At 72.0% G+C, this 17,044-nt stretch carries 15 protein-coding genes and 1 pseudogene; 2 read left to right on the plus strand and 14 right to left on the minus strand.

What is annotated here, in order from left to right; all coding sequences use genetic code 11:
• A partial coding sequence (locus tag RB614_RS38190) for a Bax inhibitor-1/YccA family protein (RefSeq protein WP_308717592.1) occupies nucleotides 1–602 on the plus strand: 602 nt, incomplete at its 5' end.
• Nucleotides 603–655: 53 nt separating this feature from the next.
• On the opposite strand, the gene RB614_RS38195 is transcribed toward RB614_RS38190, so the two are convergent.
• The 11 genes from RB614_RS38195 to RB614_RS38245 all read right to left on the minus strand — a co-directional run bounded on the left by RB614_RS38195 (nucleotide 656) and on the right by RB614_RS38245 (nucleotide 11,778).
• A complete protein-coding gene (locus tag RB614_RS38195) occupies nucleotides 656–1,495 on the minus strand; it encodes a fumarylacetoacetate hydrolase family protein (RefSeq protein ID WP_308717593.1) in 840 nt (279 codons plus the stop codon).
• The gene (locus tag RB614_RS38200) at nucleotides 1,492–2,562 is read right to left on the minus strand and encodes a Gfo/Idh/MocA family protein (RefSeq protein WP_308717594.1); all 1,071 of its coding nucleotides are present in this window, start codon (nucleotides 2,560–2,562) and stop codon (nucleotides 1,492–1,494) included. Before RB614_RS38200 ends, RB614_RS38195 begins: the two co-directional genes overlap by 4 nt.
• A complete protein-coding gene (locus RB614_RS38205) occupies nucleotides 2,559–3,698 on the minus strand; it encodes a Gfo/Idh/MocA family protein (protein WP_308717595.1) in 1,140 nt (379 codons plus the stop codon). The genes RB614_RS38200 and RB614_RS38205 overlap by 4 nt, the downstream gene beginning before the upstream one ends.
• A gap of 34 nt (nucleotides 3,699–3,732) precedes the next feature.
• Nucleotides 3,733–4,674 carry a C-terminal binding protein gene (locus tag RB614_RS38210; RefSeq protein ID WP_308717596.1) on the minus strand — a complete coding sequence of 314 codons (942 nt, stop codon included), beginning with the start codon at nucleotides 4,672–4,674 and terminating at the stop codon, nucleotides 3,733–3,735.
• A complete protein-coding gene (locus RB614_RS38215) occupies nucleotides 4,674–5,672 on the minus strand; it encodes an amidohydrolase family protein (protein ID WP_308717597.1) in 999 nt (332 codons plus the stop codon). The genes RB614_RS38210 and RB614_RS38215 overlap by 1 nt, the downstream gene beginning before the upstream one ends.
• 10 nt (nucleotides 5,673–5,682) lie before the next feature.
• Complete coding sequence (locus RB614_RS38220; protein ID WP_308717598.1) at nucleotides 5,683–6,423, minus strand: ABC transporter ATP-binding protein; 741 nt, start codon at nucleotides 6,421–6,423, stop codon at nucleotides 5,683–5,685.
• A 2-nt stretch (nucleotides 6,424–6,425) separates the two neighbouring features.
• On the minus strand, nucleotides 6,426–7,340 hold the full coding sequence (locus tag RB614_RS38225) for an ABC transporter permease (RefSeq protein WP_308717599.1): 915 nt from the start codon (nucleotides 7,338–7,340) through the stop codon (nucleotides 6,426–6,428).
• Nucleotides 7,337–8,179, minus strand: a complete 843-nt coding sequence (locus RB614_RS38230) for an ABC transporter permease (RefSeq protein WP_308717600.1) — start codon at nucleotides 8,177–8,179, stop codon at nucleotides 7,337–7,339. The genes RB614_RS38225 and RB614_RS38230 overlap by 4 nt, the downstream gene beginning before the upstream one ends.
• A 30-nt stretch (nucleotides 8,180–8,209) precedes the next feature.
• The gene (locus tag RB614_RS38235; RefSeq protein WP_308717601.1) at nucleotides 8,210–9,235 is read right to left on the minus strand and encodes an ABC transporter substrate-binding protein; all 1,026 of its coding nucleotides are present in this window, start codon (nucleotides 9,233–9,235) and stop codon (nucleotides 8,210–8,212) included.
• A gap of 91 nt (nucleotides 9,236–9,326) precedes the next feature.
• Nucleotides 9,327–10,562 (minus strand): PEP/pyruvate-binding domain-containing protein, encoded by a 1,236-nt coding sequence (locus RB614_RS38240; protein WP_308717602.1) that lies wholly within the window; start codon nucleotides 10,560–10,562, stop codon nucleotides 9,327–9,329.
• The gene (locus RB614_RS38245; RefSeq protein ID WP_308717603.1) at nucleotides 10,540–11,778 is read right to left on the minus strand and encodes a M24 family metallopeptidase; all 1,239 of its coding nucleotides are present in this window, start codon (nucleotides 11,776–11,778) and stop codon (nucleotides 10,540–10,542) included. The genes RB614_RS38240 and RB614_RS38245 overlap by 23 nt, the downstream gene beginning before the upstream one ends.
• 222 nt (nucleotides 11,779–12,000) lie before the next feature.
• Between RB614_RS38245 and RB614_RS38250 the strand changes: the two genes are divergently transcribed.
• A complete protein-coding gene (locus RB614_RS38250; protein ID WP_308717604.1) occupies nucleotides 12,001–12,738 on the plus strand; it encodes a helix-turn-helix domain-containing protein in 738 nt (245 codons plus the stop codon).
• Nucleotides 12,739–12,775: 37 nt separating this feature from the next.
• On the opposite strand, the gene RB614_RS38255 is transcribed toward RB614_RS38250, so the two are convergent.
• The 3 genes and pseudogenes from RB614_RS38255 to RB614_RS38265 form a co-directional block, all read right to left on the minus strand.
• A complete protein-coding gene (locus RB614_RS38255; RefSeq protein WP_308717605.1) occupies nucleotides 12,776–13,879 on the minus strand; it encodes an LCP family protein in 1,104 nt (367 codons plus the stop codon).
• A gap of 259 nt (nucleotides 13,880–14,138) precedes the next feature.
• Nucleotides 14,139–14,254: pseudogene (locus tag RB614_RS38260) on the minus strand (GlsB/YeaQ/YmgE family stress response membrane protein); the annotation flags it as partial.
• A gap of 123 nt (nucleotides 14,255–14,377) precedes the next feature.
• A complete protein-coding gene (locus tag RB614_RS38265) occupies nucleotides 14,378–17,011 on the minus strand; it encodes a family 78 glycoside hydrolase catalytic domain (protein WP_308717606.1) in 2,634 nt (877 codons plus the stop codon).
• Nucleotides 17,012–17,044 lie beyond the last annotated feature (33 nt).

Consider the following 17,044-nt stretch of genomic DNA (forward strand, 5'->3'; position numbering starts at 1 on the left):
CGGCGGCGGCCGCGACCTGGATCCTGGTACCGGCGTCCGCGATGATGCCGCTCTGGATCGCCGCCATGCTCATCGGGCTGCTCCTCGGCCTGGTCATCTCCTTCGCCCAGGTCACCAACCCGGTCATCCTGCTGACCTACGCGGTCGTCGAAGGGGTTTTCCTCGGCGCGGCGTCCAAGGCCTTCGAGACCCGCTGGAACGGCATCGTCCTGCAAGCGGTCATCGCCACCCTCGGCGTATTCCTCACCATGGCCGCCCTCTACAAGACGAGGATCATCCGGGCCACACCCAGGTTTACCCGGATCGTCATCGGCGCCGCCGCCGGCCTGGCCGTGGTCACCGTGGTGAACCTGCTCATCACCATGTTCACCGGCACCGCCGGCCCCCTGCGTGACGGCGGCGGCCTGGCCATCATCTTCTCCCTGGTCTGCATCGTGGTCGCCGCGCTCATGTTCGTCGTCACCTTCGCCCAGATCGAAGACGGCATCCGCGCCGGACTACCCCGCCGATACGGCTGGCTCGGCGCCTTCGGCATCCTCGTCGAACTCGTCTGGCTCTACCTCGAAATCCTCCGCCTCATCTCCTTCCTCCAGGACGACTGAGGGCGTCGGGTGGGCCGGGCGTTCCCGCCGGCCCACCACCGAGCCGGTCCGGGTCACACGCAGGTGTGGCGCATGCCGCCGAGGGTGTCGATCGTGCTTTCGAGGATGTCGCCGGGGGCGAGGTAGCGCGGCGGGTTTCGGCCCATGCCGACGCCGGGCGGCGTGCCGGTGAAGATGAGATCGCCGGGGTACAGCGGGCAGACGGCGGACAGGTAGGCGACCAGGTCGGGTACGTCGAAGACCATGTCGCGGGTGTTGCCCCGCTGTACGACCTCGCCGTTCAGGGTGCAGGTGAGCGTCAGGTCCGCGGGGTCGCCGGCGTCGTCGAGGGTGGTCAGGTACGGCCCGATCGGCCCGAACCGGGGGTAGGACTTGGCGAGGCTGAACTGGGGTGGCGCGCCGCGCAGCTGCAGCGCCCGCTCGGACAGGTCCTGCCCGACGGTGAGGCCCGCGACGTGCGACCAGGCGTCGCGGGCGGCCACCCGCTCGGCGCGGGTACCGATCACCACGACCAGCTCCACCTCCCAGTCCACCGCGGCGCCGGGCAGGACGACGTCGCCGCGCGGCCCGTACAGGCAGGACGGAAACTTGGTGAAGATCATCGGCTGCTCCGGCTGGACGAACCCGGCCTCGGCGGTGTGGTCGACGTAGTTCAGGCCGACCGCGAACACCTGCCGCGGGAGCGGCGACACCGGCCCCAGCCCGTCCTGGTCGTACGGTGCCGCCGCCGACAGGTCCGCGTCCCGCGCCCACTCCACGAAGGACTGCCAGGACCCGTATCCGGCGGCGGGCGACGGTCCGAAGCGGCCCCGCGACGCGGTCGCCACGTCGAGCGCCGCCGTGCCGTCCTTGGTCAGCAGGGTGAGCCGGCCGTCCAGGTTCGCGATTCTCATACCGTTCCCGCCGTTTCCGAGGGCCGCCAGGACGGGTCGAGGGCGACCGGGGCGCCGGTCTGGGCGGACTCGTCGGCGGCCAGGTAGACCTGCATGACCTCGCGCGCCTCGCCGGCCGGCACCAGCACCGGTGTGTCCCGGGCGACCGCCGCCAGGAAGTGGTCGGTCTCCCCCGCCATCGGGCCGGCGTACACGTGGCCGACCCGTTCGCCGGGCATGGTGGAGAGCGGGAACACCACGCCGCCGTCCATCCGGTTGAGCACGATGTCCCGGTGGCTGTCGTCGACGAGCAGTGCGGCGTCGGCGCCGACGAGCTCGATCGTGGTGGTGGAGAAGTTGGGGTAGCCGGGCGGCAGGATCCAGCCGGCGCCGACCACCGCGACGACGCCGCTGTCGAAGGTGATCGTGATCCAGGTGCAGTCGGGCACGTCGTGGCTGCCGGCCATCACCCGGCGCACCTCCTGGGCGTAGACCCGCACCGGGCGGGCCGGGCGCAGGCACCACATGAGGAAGTCGATGTCGTGGGTGGCCTCCATCGCGGCGGGCGACAGCCGGATCCGGCCGCCGATCTTCCGGCCGAGGTTACGGGTGATGTGCCGGCTGACCATGGCGCTGACCGGCGCGCCGAGGGTGCCGTCGGCGACGCACTGCTTGACGTACGCCTGCTTGGGGTTGAACCGCTGCGAGTAACCGACGGCGAACTTGAGGTCCTGCCGCGCGGCGAGCGCGACGAGCTCGTCGGCCTCGTCCAGGGTGAGCGCGAGCGGCTTCTCCAGCAGCACGTGCTTGCCGGCGGCGAGGCAGTCGCGGGCCATCGGGTAGTGGGTGGTCTCCGGCGTCGCCGAGATCATCACCGCGTCCACCTGGTCGAGCCACTGCTTGTAGTCGGCGGTCGCCGAGGCGGGTGACACCGCGGCGGCGACCTCGGCCAGCCGTTCGGGGCGGATCTCGGCGATGTGCAGGGACGAGACGTACGGGCTGGCGGCGCAGGTCTCGGCACGGATGCCGCCGCACCAGCCGGTGCCGATCACCCCGACGCTGACCTGTCTCACGGCGCCCCCGGTCATGCCGGCTCCCCGGCCAGCAGGGTGTCGAGCTCGGCCGGATCGGCGGGCAGGGCGATCTCGGTCCCCCGCCGGGCGGACAGGTCGATGGCCATGGTGAGCAGCAGGTTCCGGTGCCCGTCCGCGGCGGACGCGTGCGGGGTGCGCAGGCCGTTGGTGAGGCGGGTCAGCCAGGAGGTGGTCTCCTCGCGCATGGGCCCCCACAGCTGCCCGGCCCAGAGGTCGCCCGGCGGGTACGAGGTCAGGAAGTCGACGTGCCGGGCGGCGGCGGCCGCGAACCCCTCCGGCGCGTAGCCGGCCGGCTGCGGGTGCTCGGAGGCCAGGACGGTGTCGCGGTGGGTGTCCTCGATGTCGAGCACACCGTCGGTGCCGACGATGCCGATCTCCAGGCCGTACACGGAGCCGGGCCAGACGATCGGCAGCGCCCAGCTGATGTTCATGCTCCAGATCGTGCCGTCGGTCATGGTGACGATCGCCAGCGTCGCGTCCTTGGTGCCGTGCTCACCGAGACTGCGATCGGTCGAGCGGGCGTACACGGTGGCCGGGGTCTTTCCCTCCATGAGCCACATGCACAGGTCGACGCTGTGCGTGCCGGAGACCACGATCGGGGTGAGCGTGGCCCGCTGGGCGGTGCGGCGCAGCGTGGCCAGCGGCACCATCCGGTTCATGAACGCGCGGGTGACCACCGTGGTCACCTCGCCGATCGCGCCGCTCTCCAGCTTCGCCTTGGTGACCAGGAACCGGCGCCGGAACCGCTGGGTGTACCCCACCACGGCGTCCACACCGTGGGCCTGGATCTCGGCGAGCACCCGCGCGGAGCCCCGCGCCGAGGTCGCCAGCGGCTTCTCGATGAACAGGGCCCTACCGGCCCGCACCGCGGCGAGGGTCGGCGCCTCGTGCTCGTTCTCGTCAGTGGCCACGATCACCGCATCGACCTCGGGCCGGGTGACCAGCTCGGCGGCGTTGGTGGTGAACAGGTCGGCCGCGCAGTCCGCGGCCAGCTTGCGGCCCACCGCCTCGTCACGGTCGCAGAGCCCGATCCAGCCGACGCCGGGATGGTCCCGGGCGATCATCGCCCGGATCCGCCCCACCGTGCCGCATCCGATCACCGCCAGGCCGGCGTCTCGCCGATGACTCATCAATCCTCCACAGTGGAACTCGGTCGGTGGCGGGTCAGGCGACCCGGTAGTCCAGCGGCTCGCCGCGCAGCGCCTTCAGCACCTGCGTGGTGGCCTTGCGCTGCGACTCCTGGATCGCCTCGCGGGAGTAGAACGCGGAGTGGGGCGTGGTCAGCAGCCGGGGTACGCCGGCGAGCGCCGCGCCGTCCGGCGGCTCGTGCTCGAAGACGTCCAGTGCCGCGCCGCCGAGCGTGCCGTCGCGCAGGGCCCGCACCACGTCGTCCAGGACCACGATCGGGCCGCGGGACGTGTTGACCAGGATGGCGCCGGGCCTCATCCGGGCCAGCGCGGCCGCGTCGACGATCCCCCGGGTCCGCGGGGTGAGCGGGCAGTGCACGCAGAGCACGTCCGACTCGGCGAGCAGGGTCGGCAGGTCGACGAGGCGGTCGCCCCCCTCGGCCTCGGCGACGAACGGGTCGTGCACGATCACCGCGCCCGCGAGGGGCCGGAGGATGGCGGCCACGTCGCGGGCGATCCGCCCGTAGCCGAGCAGCCCGACGGTGAGCGTGCTGAACCGGCGCACCTCGCCCAGCCGCGCCGCGCCCCAGCCGCCGGCCCGCACCAGCGCATCGCCGGCCGGGATCTTCCGGACCATGGCGAGGACCATGGCCGCGGTGTGCGTCGCCACCTCGGTCACGCAGTAGTCCGGGACGTTCGTGACGGCGATGCCGGCCGCGCGGGCGGCGTCGAGGTCGACGTTGTCCACGCCGATGCCGTACCGCGCGATGATCCTGCAGTTCTTCAGCAGCGCGATGTCGGCGGCGCTGAGCGGGAAGTACGTGCACAGCAGCGCGTCGGCGTCGGCGGCCGCGGCCAGCACCCGCTGCCGGTCGCCGGCGGGGACCTCGACGGTGCCGCCGGCCGCGCCGATCAGCTCCCGCTCGACGTCGACGTCGGGGAACACCTGGTCGGTGACGACCACCCGGAAGCCGGCCATCACGCCCCCGCCGGCAGGTCGAACAGGTCCACCGCGTTGCGGCCGCTGATCAGCTCGCGGTCCGGGTCGTCGAGCTTCACACCGCCGAGCTGCTCGGCCGCCGGCCCGCCACCCATGTCGAACGGAAAGTCGGTGCCGTAGACGACCCGGTCGGCGCCGACCTGGTCGACCAGGAACCGCAGCGGCGCGGCGGCGTGGGTGATCGTGTCGTACCAGAACCGGCGCAGGTACGCCGACGGCTCGTGCGCGCAGCCTCTCGACTCCGGTCGCACGTGGTGGCCGTGGTCGAGCCGCCCGATCTGGTACGGCAGGTAGCCGCCGCCGTGCATGAGCACGAGCCGCAGGTCGGGCAGTTCGTCGAGGACTCCGCCGAAGATGAGGTGCGCGGCGCCGACGGTGGACTCGAGCGGGTTGCCGATCAGGTTGGACAGGTAGAACCGCTCCAGCCCGGCCCGCTTGCCCACGTTGTACGGGTGCAGGATCAGCGGCACGCCGAGCCGGGCGGCCTCGGCCAGCACCGGGCGTACCCGCTCGTGGTCGAGGCCGAGCTCCTCCATCCGCGGCCCGATCTGCGCGCCCTTCATGCCCAGCTCGGTGACGGCCCGGCGCAGCTCGGCCACGGCGGCGCCGGTGTCCTGCATCGGCAGCGTGGCGACCGGTGCGATCCGCCCGCCCGATCCGGCCGCGAACGAGGCCAGGGCGGCGTTGGCGAGCCGGGCGAAGTCGGCGGCGGCGGTGGCATCCTCCAGCCAGTACATGAGCAGGGTGGGCGCCAGGGACAGCACCGCCAGGTCGGTGTCGCGGGCGTCCATCGCGGCCAGCCGCGCCTCCAGGTCGTAGAAGGTCGGCTCGATCGGCCAGCGGAAGCCCTGCCGGTGCACCATGTACTCCCGGCCGTCCACCACCTCCACCCGTAGGCCGTCCAGGCCCTGGCCGGAGCGGGCGCCGGCGATGATCTCGGGCGGAGCGAAGTGGTTGTGTACGTCAACGGTGAGCAACGCGAACTCCCTAGGTGGCCAGCAGGTCGAGGGACTCGAAGCGGCGGAGCAGGTCGGCGCGGGCCAGCGCCACGGCGTCCGAGGCGGGGTCGCGCGGAAACGGCAGCTCCACGGGGAGGTCGGCGACCAGCCGGCCGCCCCTGGCGAGCATGATGATCCGGGTCGAGAGTTCCACCGCCTCGCTGACGTCGTGCGTCACGAAGAGCACGGTCTTCCTGGTCTCCTGCCACATGGCGTGCAGCTCGCGGCGCAGTGACCGGGCGGTGATCGCGTCGAGGTGGCTGAACGGCTCGTCCATCAGCAGCAGGTCCGGCTCGATGGAGAAGGCGCGGGCGATGCCGACCCGCTGCTGCATGCCGCCGGAGAGCTGCCCCGGGTACTGCCTGGCGGTGTGCGCGAGCTGGACCATGTCCAGGTACCTCTCGCACCGCGCCCGCACCTGCGGCCCGCGGGTGGACTGGACGAACAGCAGGTTGTCGATGACCGACCGCCAGGGCAGCAGCCGGGCGGACTGGAAGACGTACCCGAGCTTGGCCTGCCGGTCGCCTTCGGTGATGTCGACCGTGCCGCGGGTCGCCGACTCGATGCCGGAGAGGATGTTGAGCAGCGTCGACTTGCCGCACCCGGACGGCCCTACCACGCTGACGAACTCGTGGCCGCCGACCTCGAACGAGACGTTCTCGATCGCCACCACGGTGGACGTGTCCGTCACGAACTCCTTGCGCAGGTCCGTGACCTTGATGGTCGCCATGGTCATTGCCTCCCGGGAGTGGCCGCGGGTACCGCCGCGGGGACGGCCTCGTCGCGGTCGGTCGCCTCCGGCTCCGGCGTGCGCCGGTCGTCGGAGGGGCGCCAGCGGAAGACCCACCGGGACAGCCGGCCGAAGACGATCCGCTCGATGAAGATCGCGACGATGATGAAGAAGAGCGCGTAGCCGACGATGCCCTGGCTGCGGTGCGCGTCGTACCAGAACTTGATCACCCAGCCGGCGCCCTCGGTGGACGCCCAGACCTCGGCGAGCACCAGCCCTTTCCAGGCGTTCGCCAGGCCGTAGCGCAGCGCGGCGAAGAAGAACGGCATGAGCGACGGGAAGATGACGTGGCGGATGGTCGCGTACCGGCTCACGCCGTAGGCGCCGCTCATGTCCAGCAGCTCCTTGGGTACGTTCCGGACGCCCTCGGCCACGTTGATGACGACGAAGGTGACCGCGGCCAGCGTCACCGTCACCACCGGGGCCAGGTCGCCGAAACCGAACCACATGCCGGCCACGAGCGCCCACACCAGCGACGGCATGGCCAGACCGACCACCACGAAGTCGTGCAGGAACCAGTCCGCCCACCGCCGCAGCCCCATCAGCAGGCCCAGGGGTACGCCGATCGCGAAGGCCAGGAACAGCCCCACCCCGAGGCGCTGGAAGCTGAGGCTGAACGACTCGTACACCGTGTGCGGCGCGACCGTCTCCATCCGCAGCTCGTTCCACATGAAGACCGCCACCTCGGACGGCGTGGGCACCAGGTCGGTCGGCAGGAACGGCACGACCAGCTGCCAGGCGGCGACGAAGCCGACCCAGGACAGGACGCGGGCCGCCCGCGGGTGCCGCAGCAGCGAGCCGACCCGGCGTCCCGGCGGCGAGAGGGCGAGCGTCCGGAAGGTGCCGACCGTGGTCATCGGGCCACCTCCGGGCGCCAGCGCAGCACGTGCCTCATCCGGCGCTGGAGCACGACCCGCTCCAGGAACAGCGCGAAGGCGAAGAACAGCAGTACCCAGGCGAGGAACCCCCGCATCGAGAACTGCTGGAACTGCTGCCGCATCATGAAGCCGATGCCGGCCGTCCCGACGATCACCTCGGCCAGCGTGGCGATCTTCCAGGCGATGGAGAAGCCGTACCGGGTGGCCGTGAAGAAGTACGGGGCCAGGAACGGCAGGTACACGTGCCGCAGGATCTGCGCCGGGCCGCGGCCGAAGGATCGGGCCATGTCGGTCAGGTCCCGCGGCACCGCCTTGACGCCCTCCACCACGTTCACCGTGACGTACGAGAACGAGGTGACGACGACCGCCACGATCGGTCCGGTCGGGCCGAGCCCGAAGATCATCGCGGTGACCAGCGCGAAGATCAGGCCGGGGGTGGTCAGCGTGGCCATGACCCAGTCGGACAGGAACGCCTCCCACCACCTGCTGCGGCCCATCAGCAGTCCGGTCGCGGAGCCGAGTACGAAGGCGATAGCGAAGCCGATCGCGATCGTGCGCAGCGTCGCTCCGAAGTGGACCCAGACCTGGCCGCTGGCGATGATGTCCCACATCTCGGTGAGGATCACCGCCGGCGGCGGCACGATGAAGTCGGCGACCAGGAAGCTGGAGGTGAACTGCCACAGGCCGACGAAGAAGACGTAGCCGGCGATGCGCCACAGCCAGCGGGCCCGCCGCTCGGCGCGGCGCCGGGCGGCGCGTTCGTCGCCACCCGGGGACGGCGGTGCCGCCGGTCGCCGGGGGCGCAGGTTCGTCTGCATAGGAGGGCTCCCCACGGGGCTGGAGGGTGGTCAGGCGGGCGTGATCGGCTCGAAGCGCGGGGTGGGCGCGTCCCGGTCCATGAACCCGGAGCGCTTCATCAGCTCGTAGAGCCGGACCTCCTGGTCGATCCAGGTCTGGTCCATGTACACGCTGTCGACGAACCAGTCGTGCTTCGCGAGGTAGTCCTGCATGGCCGCCACGTCTTCGTCCGCCTCGACGGAGAAGTGCTGCGGGAACTCCTTGATGATCGCCGCCTGGTCGGCCCGCCAGAGCTTGACGCCTTCCTCCCACAGGGACAGGAAGGACTTCGCCTCGTCCTGGTGCGCGTCGTACCAGGTCTGGGTGGCGGTGAAGAGGTTGCCCATCACGCCGAGGTGGGTGCAGCCGCAGATCGGGCCATAGATCTCGTGCGGCAGCCTGCCCTCGTACATCACCTTCAGCCTGCCCTGGCGCAGCAGGCCGATCGCGGCCTCCGGGATGACCAGCGCGGCCTCGACCTCGCCGCGGTCGACGTGCTCGCCCATCACGAAGTGGTCCTCGACGACCAGGTCGTAGTCGCCCTGCCCGACCCGGAAGTCGAGACCGTGCAACTCTTTGGCGAACATGCCCCAGAGCAGCGTCGACGCGACGGCGCTGGGCACCGCGATCTTCGAGCCTTTCGGGATGTCGGCGAGCGTCTGGTACGGCTTGTCGGCCCGCGTGACGGGCGTGATCCGCAGCAGGTTGTACTTGCCGAAGGTCACCGTCTTGATGCGGGTCTGCTTCTCCAGCAGGGGCAGCTCGTAGGTGGCGGTGGAGACGATGTCGCCGTGCCCGCCGGCGAAGAACGTGAACTCGTCCCAGGTGGTCGAGGTCTCGATCTTGAGGCCGGTGTCCTGCTCCCACTTGCTGATCGTGCCCTGCCTGGTCATGTAGTCCCAGATCGCCTCCGGCGCGAAGGCGAACCGGATGGGCGCGGAGCCCCCGCCCTCACCGGAGCCGCCCCCGCCGTCGCCGCCGGCCAGGAAGCAGCCGCCGAGGGCCGGTGGCACGGCCGCCATGCCGGTGCCGAGCATCGCTATTCGAAGGACGTCGCGTCGCCTGTATCGGCCGCCCGAACGCGGCACGGAGGGACTGGTCATTATGGTCTCCAGCTCTCGTTCCCATTTACTCCAATGTGGACGTGGCAGTGATGGCGGCGGCGGCCGGATCGGTGGGCGCCGCGGCCGGGCCGGGCTGGACCACCAGTACGGCGCGCGTGCCGTCGATGGCGGCCAGCCGGCGGCCGGCGTTGAGCTGTTCGAGCGGTCCGGTCACCGACGCGACGTCGACACCGGTGAGCACCGGTACGCCGATCGCGCGGGCGACCTCGACGAGGTGGCACTGCGCCGGTCCGGAGACGCTGACCAGGCCGCGGGCGCCGAAAAGCAGGGGGGCGAGCGCGGGCACCGGCCGGTCCACGACCAGGATGCCCGGCTCGGTGAGCTCCACCGTCTGGTGTGGACGGACGTAGCGCAGCGGGCCGACCGCGTCGCCGGCCACCGCGGCGGTCCCGCTCACCGTGAGCCCGTCCGGTGTCGCGGAGGGACCGGTCGGGGCCGGCGCCGCGGGCCCGCGCGAGGACTGGAGCAAGTGGACGGTGCCGTCCTCGACCGCCCACTCCACGGTGTCGTGGCCGAGCAGTTCCGCCGCACGCCAGGCCAGGTCGGCCACCGCGGCCGCCGTCGCCTCGCCCGCGGCGGCCGCCGTCGCCTTCTCCACCACGACGGTCTCCCCGGTCGACCAGCCGCTCAGCAGCGCGCCCGGGTGGCCGGCCACCGCCGTGACGCGCACGGTGCCGCCCTCGACCCGGGCGACGCCGCCGGCCTCGGGGGTCAGCTCCGGCTGGACGAGCACGGCGAGGGCGAGCTCGTCCGGTGCGACGCCGCAGGCCCGGGCCCGGTCCAGCGGGTCGGGGGCGAAGGCCGACGCCCAGCACGCCCGGACGGCGGTGCCGACATCCTCGGCGCCGACCTCGCCGACCGAGGAGAACGCGCCGGACCACCGGTGGTCCGCCTCCAGCGGGCTGGACGAGCGGACGATGACCCGCCCGCCCAGCGCCGCGACCGCCGTGCGCAGCGCGGACCCGGTGTGCTCCGGCAACCGCGTCCGCAGCGCCGCCGGACGGGCCGCGCCGGCACCGCGCCCGGCCAGCGCCCCGGCGGCCGCGCGGGCGGCGGCCCGCCCGGCGGAGACCGGAAGCACCAGGCCCGGCAGCGCGGGCAGGCCCATCCGGCGCGCCCGTGCCAGCGACGCGGCCTTGGCACCGGCGACGGCCGGGTCGGTGGCGCCGGGTCCGTCGAGGGAGAGCAGACCCGGCGGTACCGCGACCGGACCGGTCTCAGCCGACGCAGATGATCTCATCGGAGGCGTACCTGGAGAGCGGTTCGTGCCCGTCCTCGGTGACCAGGAGCATCTCCTCCAGACGGACGCCGAACTCGTGCACCTTGCCGTGCTGGGTCTCCAGCGCGAAGACCATGCCGGGCTGGATCTCCTCCGGGTGGTCCAGCGACCAGATCCGGGAGATCACCGGCCGGTCGTACTGGGCCAGGCCCAGGCCGTGGCCCCAGAGGTTGGCGGCCGCCTGGTCCTCCTCCTCGTACCCCCAGGCTTCCTTCGCCGAAGGCCACTTCGACGCGATGTCGGCGGTGGTGGCACCCGGCTTCACCGCGTCGATGGCGTCCCAGAGCCACCGGTGCGCGGTTTCGTAGTAGCGCTTCATCTCCTCGGTGGGTTTACCGCCGACGCAGTAGGTGCGGTACACACAGGACTTGAAGCCGTTCCAGGTCAGCGCCGCGAGGTCGATGATGACCAGCTCGCCCGGGCGGATGATCCGGTCGGAGAAGTTCCGCCAGTTCGGCCAGGCGTTCGGCCCGGACGAGACGATGACGTCCTCGACGTCCTCCATCCCCGGGATGCTGTAGAGGTGCTCGAAGCCGAACGCGGCGACCTCGTTCTCGGTCAGCCCCGGCCGCAGCCACTGGGCGTACTCGTAGTGCAGCGTGTCGCAGATCGCGCCGACGATCCGGGCGGCCTTCCGCTCGTCCGGGCTCTTGATCGCCCGCGCCTCCATCATCGGCGACATGCCGTCGGTCCAGGACACGCCGGCCCGCTCGAACGCCTTCAACATGTTGATGTCGATGAAGTCCACGCCGAGCGGCTTGTCCCGCACGCCCGCGTCCTCGAGGTCGCCGACCAGCGCCTCGACGAACTTGTTCACCTGCTGCGTCGCCGCCGGCCCGACCGCGCCCTTGATCCACGAGTACGAGTGGCGGACGTTCTGCGGCGGGATCCACGGGTTGTGCTCCTTGAGGTGGATGCCGATGTCGCCCTGCTCGTAGACGATCGGCTCCTTGCCCTCGCAGAGGACCACGTACCGCAAGCCGGGCTTGAGCCGGTTCCAGCCGGGGGTGTAGGTCGAGGAGACGTACCGCATGTTCTCGTCGTACATGAGCAGGAGCGCGCCGAGGCCGTGCCGCTTCATCGCCTCGCGGGCCCGGGCCAGGCGCCAGGCGCGCACGGCAGCCCAGTTGATGCCCTCTTTCCAATCGCTGCTGAGTCCACCGAAGGCTTCCTTCATGCCAGCGATCCCCTCTCACCTGTTTAGTGTCAGTACCGTGGATCATCTGATCGGTACCGGGGACCGTAGCATCGCTAAACAGATTTGTTAAGCCCTTGTTTCCACTTCCCGATCGAGGGCAGTATTGGCGTCATCTGACCCCCGGTGGGCACCGGTCGGGGGCGCCAGACTATGATCAGTTAAGTGCCACTTCAAGCACGCGACGGCCACGGTGAAGGTGACATGTCCGAGACGACACTGACCGGCGGTCCGGCGACCGCCGGATCCGACGAAGGCGGCGACAGCGAGAGACCGGCCGGCGGCGGGCGCCGCCGCGACCCTGGTGCCGACCCCACCGACGGCATCGGCCGGCGGGTGGCGGCGTTCCGCACCGAGCGCGGCATCCGCGTCTCCGACCTCGCCCGCCACGTCGGCGTCTCCCCTTCGCTGGTGAGCCAGATCGAGCGCGGCCTGTCCCGCCCCTCCGTCTCCACGCTGTTCGCGATCGCCGAGGCGCTGGAGGTGCCCGTCGACGCCTTCTTCCGCGAGACCGACGGCTCGCCGTCACCGGCACCGGACGTGCCCGAGACCGGCACCGCGCCCACCTCCCCCGCCGAGGAGCGGTACGTCGTGCGCCGCGCCAACCGACCCACCATCGACATCGAAAGCGGCGTCCGGTGGGAGCGGCTCACCCCCACGGCGCTGAAGAACGTCGAGTTCCTGGAGCTGGTCTACGGCCCCGGCGCGGAGTCCAACTCCACCCTCTACCGGCACGCCGGCGAGGAGATGATCCTGGTCCTCAGCGGGGAGCTGGACATCTACCTGGGCTTCGAGAAGTACCACCTGAGTGCGGGGGACAGCATGCACTTCTCCTCCATGCAGCCGCACCGCTACGTCAACCCCACGGCCTCCACCACCCACGCGGTGACCACGATCCTCCACGACGGCGACTGGTACGCCACGCCCGGCAACGGCCACTGACCCTTCCCCACGCCCGCCGCCGACAGTCCCGGCGCTCTCAGCGGGCGATCAGCTCCGGATGGCTGGCCAGCCAGGTGGTGAGCGTCTTGTCGCGGATCGCGGCGAAGGTTTGCAGCGACTCCTCGCTGAGCCGCTCGTCGGTGGTGCCGGGCACGGTGTTCACCTTCCCCGCGTTGGTCTTGACCAGGACCAGGTCCTTGGCGCCCAGACTCTTGAAGGTGAACAGGAAATTCGCGACGGGTACGCCCTGGGTGTCCAGGACCAGCGCGCTGCCGGCGGCCTTGACGATCCGGTTGAGCCTGCCCGGATCGGTGAGGACTCCCTTGCTGGTGGCCTCGGTGATGATGGCCTTGATCAGCTGCTGCTGGTGGCGTTGCCGGTCGTAGTCGCCGTTCGGGCAGCACGTGCCCTTGCGCAGCCGGGAGTACTCCAGCGCGAGCTGGGGCGTCATCCGCTGGCAGCCGGGCTCGTAGTACAGCAGGCTCCCGCCGGCCGGGATGCCGCGGACCTTGCCGGCGGCCTCGTCGTACCAGGCCTTGACGACCTTGCCGTTCTCGTCCTTGGCCAGATGGATGGCCTGGGAGCGGCGCTCCACGCAGAGGGTCACCCCGCCGAGCTCGCGCAGCACGGCCTCGAACCCGCCGAAGTCGATGATCGCGGCGCCGGTGAACTCGATGCCGGTCAGCTGCTCCACGGTCATGGCGAGCAGCTCCACGCCGCGGGCGCGTTTCTCGCTCTCCGTACCCGGACCGCGGTAGCCACCCTGGAACGCCGCGTTGATCTTCGTGGAGTAGCCCGTGAACCCGGTCTTCGGATAGTCCGGGATCGCGACCCGCGTGTCACGGGGGATGGAGACCAGGTAGGCCTGGTCGTGGCTGGCCGGGATGTGCGCGATCAGGATGGTGTCCGAACGGACCGAGTCGTCGTGCTGGTCACCGCGCACGTCCAGACCGACCAGCAGCATGGTGACCGGACCCTCGACGTTGGCCGCCTCGCCAGAGCCGACGCCGGCGTCACCGAGCAGGTTCTGCTGCCCGATCGCGGAGGTCGCCCGAGCGATCAGCACATGGCCGCCCACAAGGGTGCCACCGCTGGCGACGATCAACAGCGCGCCGACGACGAGCAGGACCCTCGCCCACATCGGCTCGCGGCGGCGGGCGGCTCGAGGCCCCTCGGCGGGCGGTGGCGACGACGCGGAGCCGCCCGCCGACCGGTCCCCGCCCGCCGAACGGTAGACGCCAGGTGAGGGTGAGGACATCCACACCCCCCTTCCGCGATCGACGGGCGCACCAGCCCGCCGTGGACGGTACGTCTGGCCCGTGGAAGCCTGGTCCCTGTTTCGAAAATCCTTGCCGGGCTGCGCCGGGTCCAGACGACGACCGGCGGCGCCGGACGTAAGGCCCCACCGCCAAGGTCAGCCAGAAGCCGATCCTCTGCCGGCCGGGCAACGCCAGCCGCCCCAGAGCGCCGATCACGAGACCACGATCAACGCCGTGAAAATGCCGGAGATCTCCATGGCAACAGCCATCCCTCCCGGCCGGACCCACCCCGGACGCCAGCCGGGAACCGGCCCAGACCCTGCCTCGGATCGTACGCGCGACCGGCAACGCGCCGGTGGGCCGATCCCGGGCCGGCCGGGTCAGGCGGCGGACCGGACGGGCGCCGGGGCGAAGGGGGCCGAGACCTCGTGCGTACCGGGGCCGAGCGCGAGCGGCTCCTGCCCCGGCAGGTCGAGCAGTGCCGTAGTCCCGACCGGCACCGTGACCTCGACGCGCAGCGTGCCGCCGGCCAGCTCCCAGGCGATGGCGGCACGGCCGTACGGCGTGTCGTGCGCGGCGGAGGCGTGGGTCAGGTCGCCGCCGGGGCGGGGGCGGAAGAGGATCTCGCGGTAGCCCGGGGCGGCCGGGGCGAGGCCGCCGACCGTCCGATGTAGCCAGTCGGCGATCGCGCCGAAGGCGTAGTGGTTGAAGGACGTCATCTGGCCGGGGTTGACGGTGCCGTCCGGCAGGAGGCTGTCCCACCGCTCCCAGATCGTGGTGGCGCCCTGGGTCACCGCGTACAGCCAGGACGGGCACTCGCGCTGCAGCAGCAGGTCGTACGCGGTGTCCAGGTGGCCGGTCGCGGTGAGCGCGTCGGCCACCAGCGGGGTGCCGAGAAAGCCGGTGCCGATGCGGTTGCCGCCGGCCGCCACCAGCTCGGCCAGCCGGTCACCGCAGGCGGCCACCTCGGCGGCGGGGAGCAGGTCGAAGGCGATGGCCATCGCGTACGCGGTCTGGGTGTCGCTGGCCAGCCGCCCCGGGCCGGTCACGTACCGGCGCTGGAAGGCCCGCCGCACCTCGGCCGCGAGCCGGCCGTACCGCTCGGCGTCGGCCGTCTCGCCGAGCACCTCGGCGATGTCCGCGAGGCGCCGGGCGGACCGGGCGAAGTACGCGGTGGCGACCAGGTACCGGTCGGTCGTGGCGGCGGCCGGGTCGTCCGGGGGCGCACTGGGATCGAGCCAGTCGCCGAGCTGAAAGCCCTCGTCCCACAGCCGGTCCGGGCCGGCCAGCCGCGCCACCAGGTCGACCCAGGCCTTGGCGCTCGGGTACTGGCGGGCGAGCAGGCCGGCGTCGCCGTAGCGCTCGTACAGGGTCCAGGGCAGCAGCACCGCGACGTCGCCCCAGCCGGCGCCCGGCCGGATCGGGGTCCACATGTGGTGGGCCGGGATGACCGGCACGTACCAGGGCACGGTGCCGTCCGGCAGCTGCTCGGCGGCGACGTCGGCGAGCCAGGAGGCGAGCATGCCGGCGCAGTCGTACAGGTAGGCGGCGGTCGGGCCGAACACCTGGATGTCACCGGTCCAGCCGACCCGCTCGTCGCGCTGCGGGCAGTCGGTGGGTACGTCGAGGAAGTTGCCGCGCATGCTCCAGACCACGTTGTCGTGCAGGCGGTTGAGCAGCGGGTCGGAGCACTCGAACCAGCCGGTGCGGACCATGTCGGTGTGGTGCACCCGGGCGACGATGTCACCGGCGGCCACCGCCGCGTCGAGGTCGCCGGGCCAGCCCTCCACGTCGACGTAGCGGAAGCCGTGGAACGTGAAGCGCGGCTCCCACTCCTCGACCTCGCCGGCGCGGCGAGCCGAAGCACCAGCACCGGCCAGCACGTAGACGTCGGTCGACCGGGCGCCGCGCAGTGGCCGGCGGTACACCTCGCCGTCCTGCAGGACCTCGGCGGTGCGCAACGTGACCGCGGTGCCGCGCGGGCCGCGGACCCTGATTCTCGGCCGGCCGACCAGGTTCTGCCCGAAGTCGAGCACGCGCCGCCCGCCCGGCGTGCGCAGCACCGCGACCGGGCGTACCTCCTCGACGGCGCGGACCGGCGGGCCCATCGGCGCGACCAATGTGGAGGGATCGCGTTCGCCGGTCCGGACCGGTGTCCAGCCGCCGCCGTCGTAGTCCGATGTGGACCATCCCAGCCGCTCGTCGCGCGCGTCGTACACCTCGCCGTCGTAGTTGCCGGTGCGCACGATCGGGCCGGGTGCCGCGCGCCAGTCCGGTCCGGTGGCGACGACCTGGCGGCGGCCGTCGGCGTACTCGATCTCGAGCTGGGCGAGCAGGGAGAGGTCGGCGCCGTAGAGGTCGCGGAAGCCGCCGCGCCAGCCGAGCCGGCCGCGGTACCAGCCGTCGCCGAGCCAGGACCCGATCGCGTTGCCCCCGGGGCGCAGGTGGCCGGTGACGTCGTAGGTGTGGTAGCGCAGGCGCCGCCGGTACGCGGTCCAGCCGGGCGTCATCGCGTCGTCACCGACCCGGCGGCCGTTGATCTCGATCTCGTAGAGGCCGTGCGCGGTGGCGTATAGGCGGGCGGCGGCGACCTCACCGCCGACGTCGAAGGTGTGGCGGACCAGCGCCGGGCGGCGGTCGTCGGAGTCCGGCTCCTCGGGCCAGGCGGCGCCGACGGGTACGGCGCTCCAGTCCGCCGGCTCCAGCAGCCCGGCCTCGACCTCGGTGGGCGGGCTCCAGCCGGAGAGCGTGCCGTCCTCGCCGCGCAGCCGGACCCGTACGGTCACCCGCTCGCGCGAGCGCAGCGGCTCGCCCGGCCACGGCACGAGCACCTGGTCGGGTGAGTCGGTGCCGGCGCGGGTGGTGCCGCCGGCGCGGGTGACCTCGATCTCGTACCCGGCCTGGCGCCACCCCGCCGGAGCGTCCGTGCGCCAGGAGAGCCGCGGACGCCGCTCGCCGATGCCGAACGGCACGCGGTGGCGCTCGACGGTCGGCGCATGCGGGGCAACGCTCATCGGGCTGGTCCTCCCGTCATCCTGCTTTACACG

Origin of the sequence: Phytohabitans maris, assembly GCF_031085175.1 — a bacterium.
GTDB classification, from domain to species: Bacteria; Actinomycetota; Actinomycetes; order Mycobacteriales; family Micromonosporaceae; genus Phytohabitans; species Phytohabitans maris.

Excerpts from the sequence above, each read along its gene's own strand:
- RB614_RS38255 (WP_308717605.1), bottom strand. The coding sequence starts at position 13,879 with ATGTGGGCGAGGGTCCTGCTCGTCGTCGGCGCGCTGTTGATCGTCGCC.
- RB614_RS38210 (WP_308717596.1), bottom strand. The coding sequence starts at position 4,674 with ATGGCCGGCTTCCGGGTGGTCGTCACCGACCAGGTGTTCCCCGACGTC.
- RB614_RS38220 (WP_308717598.1), bottom strand. The coding sequence starts at position 6,423 with ATGGCGACCATCAAGGTCACGGACCTGCGCAAGGAGTTCGTGACGGAC.
- RB614_RS38200 (WP_308717594.1), bottom strand. The coding sequence starts at position 2,562 with ATGACCGGGGGCGCCGTGAGACAGGTCAGCGTCGGGGTGATCGGCACC.
- RB614_RS38235 (WP_308717601.1), bottom strand. The coding sequence starts at position 9,235 with ATGCTCGGCACCGGCATGGCGGCCGTGCCACCGGCCCTCGGCGGCTGC.
- RB614_RS38205 (WP_308717595.1), bottom strand. The coding sequence starts at position 3,698 with ATGAGTCATCGGCGAGACGCCGGCCTGGCGGTGATCGGATGCGGCACG.
- RB614_RS38195 (WP_308717593.1), bottom strand. The coding sequence starts at position 1,495 with ATGAGAATCGCGAACCTGGACGGCCGGCTCACCCTGCTGACCAAGGAC.
- RB614_RS38265 (WP_308717606.1), bottom strand. The coding sequence starts at position 17,011 with ATGAGCGTTGCCCCGCATGCGCCGACCGTCGAGCGCCACCGCGTGCCG.
- RB614_RS38240 (WP_308717602.1), bottom strand. The coding sequence starts at position 10,562 with ATGAGATCATCTGCGTCGGCTGAGACCGGTCCGGTCGCGGTACCGCCG.
- RB614_RS38225 (WP_308717599.1), bottom strand. The coding sequence starts at position 7,340 with ATGACCACGGTCGGCACCTTCCGGACGCTCGCCCTCTCGCCGCCGGGA.
- RB614_RS38245 (WP_308717603.1), bottom strand. The coding sequence starts at position 11,778 with ATGAAGGAAGCCTTCGGTGGACTCAGCAGCGATTGGAAAGAGGGCATC.
- RB614_RS38230 (WP_308717600.1), bottom strand. The coding sequence starts at position 8,179 with ATGCAGACGAACCTGCGCCCCCGGCGACCGGCGGCACCGCCGTCCCCG.
- RB614_RS38250 (WP_308717604.1), top strand. The coding sequence starts at position 12,001 with ATGTCCGAGACGACACTGACCGGCGGTCCGGCGACCGCCGGATCCGAC.